At 72.7% G+C, this 2901-nt stretch carries 1 protein-coding gene and 1 pseudogene; both read right to left on the bottom strand.

The window, feature by feature from the left end; genetic code table 11:
* Window positions 1-22: 22 nt before the first annotated feature.
* On the bottom strand, window positions 23-961 hold the full coding sequence (locus tag B7767_RS15370; protein ID WP_085572687.1) for a cellulose-binding protein: 939 nt from the start codon (window positions 959-961) through the stop codon (window positions 23-25).
* Between the two features lie 187 nt (window positions 962-1148).
* Window positions 1149-2901: pseudogene (locus tag B7767_RS15365) on the bottom strand (hypothetical protein); the annotation flags it as partial.

Here is a 2901-nt window from a genome sequence, read left to right as displayed (position 1 = left end):
CTCCGCCGATCCCTCCGTCGCCTTACCGGGACTGCTGGGCCGGGACTCCGCGGGAGATCGGCTCGTCCTCGGTGGCGGGCGAGCCGGTCGCCGCCACCGCGGCACCGGTGAGCGTCGCCAGCATCTCGCGGACGTTCGTCAGCTGGGCGTTGATCGAGTCACGGCGGTTGGTCAGCGCCGCGAGCTCACGCTCGGATTCCGAACGGATCCGGTCGGCCTTGGCGTTGGCGTCGGCCACGATGTCCTCCGCCTGACGCTGGGCCGTCTCCACCGTCTGGCGGGCACGGCGCTCGGCGTCGGTGCGCAGCTTCTCGGCCTCCAGCCGCAGCTGCTCCGCGCGGTGCTCGATCTCCGCGAGGCGCTTCTCGGCCTTCTGCTGGCGCGAGGCCAGGTCGCGCTCGGACTGCTCACGCCGCTTGGCGAGGTTCGTCTCGAAGTCGGCGGCGGCCTGCGCGGCCTTGGCGCGGGTCTCCTCGAAGAGGGCGTCCGCCTCCTCCCGCTTGGACTGCGCGTCCTTCTGCGCCTCGGAACGCAGCTGGGCGGCGTCGCCCTGGGCTTTCTCGACGATCCGCGCGCCCTCGTCCTCCGCCTTCGACTTGCGCTCGGCGGCGTACGACTCGGCGTCGTTGCGCACCTGCTGGGCGGCCGACTCGGCGAGCTCGCGGTGCTGCTCCGCCGCGCGCCGGGCCTCCTCGCGCAGGTCCTTCGCCTCCTCCTCGGCGAGGCGGAGGATCTTCTCCACGCGCGCGCCGAGACCGGCGTACGACGGCTCGGCGTCGTTGACCTGGGCCTGGGCGTTCTGCGTCTCGAGGTGGAGCTCTTCGATGCGCTTTTCCAGAGCGGTGATGCGGGCGAGAGCGCTGTCACGGTCGGAGACGAGCTTGGAGATACGTTCGTCCACCTGAGCGCGGTCGTACCCACGCCGCACAAGCTCGAAGCCGTAGGGGGAAGTGTCGCTCATGGGGTTCCTGTCGAATGAGACCGGTGAGGTGATAGGTGGAATCCTAGGGGCGAAAGCGCTGTGTCATCGAGCGGATGCACGTTTGATACGGAGAATGACACCCCTTTTGAGTGGCTCGCCGCCGGAATGCTTGCCAAAAGCATGATCAAAGCCCTCACCCTACAAGGGATTTCGTCCGCTTTGACAGCTATTCCGCCGACTTGCCACCCGCACGGGTACCACCCGCGGCGGCCCCCGCCTTGACCCCGTTGTCCTTCGCGCCCCCCGGCGCCTCGAAGGACTCCAGCGCCTCCAGCACGTCCTGCACGCGGGAGATCTCCGCGTTGATGTCCTCGCGGCGCCGCACCAGCACCTCCAGCTCGCGCTTGCCCTCCTCGACCGTGCGCCGCGCCTCCCGGACCGCCTCGGCCTTCAGCTCCTCGGCCTCCCGCACGAGCGAGGCCTTCTTCTGCTCCGCCTCCTTGAGCAGGCCCTCGGCCTTCTTCACGGCGGCGATCCGCACCTTGCCGGCCTCGGAGTTGGCCTCGGAGACGATCTCCTTGGCCTTCGCCTCCGCCTTGGCGAGCTGCTCCTCGGCGGCCTTGATGAGCGCGTCGCAGCGGTCACCCGTCGACTTCATCGTCTCCGCCGCCTCACGGCGGGCCCGCTCGTGCAGCTCCTCGATCTCGGAGGTGATCCGGTCGCGCAGCTCCTCCGCGCGCTCCCTGATCTGCGTCGCGTCCCGGCGCGCGCCGACCAGCAGCTCGTCCGCGTCCGCACGGGCCTTCTCCACCCGCGAGTTGCCCTCGACGGTCGCCTCGGCGACCAGCCGGTCGGCCTCGCTGCGGGCCGCGCCGACCATCGTGTCCGCCTGCGCCTCGGCCTCCGCCGTCGTCTTCAGCGCCTGCTGCTGCGCCTCGGTGAGCAGCTTGTCCGCCTCGGCGGTGGTCTCCGTGATGAGCGTGTCCACCTGCTCGGCCGCCTCGGAACGCCGCTTGTTGGCGTCCTTGCGGGCCTCGTCCAGCGTCCGCTCCGCCTCCTCGCGCGCGGCGGACACCAGCCGCTCGGCCTCCGACTCCGCGCCGGACCTGACCCGCTCGGCCTCCTGGCGCATCCGCTCCGCGTGCGCCTGCGCCGATCCGACCGTCTCCGCGGCCTCGGCGCGCAGCCGCTCCGCGTCCCCGGTGGCGTCCGCGATCAGCTTCTCCGCCTTGGACACCGACTCCGACCGCACCCGCTCGCTCTCCGCGAGGGTCTCGTCGGTCAGCCGCTCCGCCTCACTGCGGGCCTCGGTGATGAGGGTGTCCGCCTGCGTCGCCGCGTCCGAACGGATCCGGTTGGCGTCCTCACGGGCGTCCGCTCGGGTGCGCGCGGCGGCCTGCTCCGCCTCGGCGATCGCGTCCGACGCCTCCGTACGCACCCGCTGGGCGTGCTCGGACACATCCGTACGGATCCGGTCGGCCTCCGCGATGGCCTCGGACACCGTCCGCTCGGCCAGCGCCTTCGCGGCCTCCGTCTCCTCCTGCGCCTCGCGCCGCAGCCGGCCCGCGTCCTCGCTCGCCCGCTCCCGCTCCGCGTAGGCGTCGGAGCGGACCCGGTCCGCCTCCTCCTCGGCCTCACGGCGGGTGCGCTCCGCCACGTGCTCGGCGGCGCTGCGCAGCCCGGCGATCTCCTCCTGCGCCTGCTCGTGCAGCCCCGCCACGGAGTCGCGCACCTGCTGGGCGTGCTGCTCGGCCGCCGACACCATCTCGGTGGCGCGCCGGTCGGCCTCCTCGACCAGCCGCACGGCCTCGGCCTGCGCCTCCTCCACACGGGTGCGCGCCGACGCCAGCAGCTCCTCGCTCTGCTCGCGGGCCCGCTCGCGCTCTTGGTCGGCCTCCTGCCGGGCCGCGCCGAGGAGTTCCTCGGCCTCGCGGCGGCGCCGGGCGGCCTCCTCCTGCGCGGCGGCCAGCGTCTCCGAG

Origin of the sequence: Streptomyces sp. 13-12-16 (assembly GCF_002114215.1) — a bacterium.
Taxonomy (GTDB): Bacteria; Actinomycetota; Actinomycetes; order Streptomycetales; family Streptomycetaceae; genus Streptomyces.
Note: the sequence above shows the minus strand (reverse complement) of the source record. Positions and strands in the feature narration are given on the sequence as shown.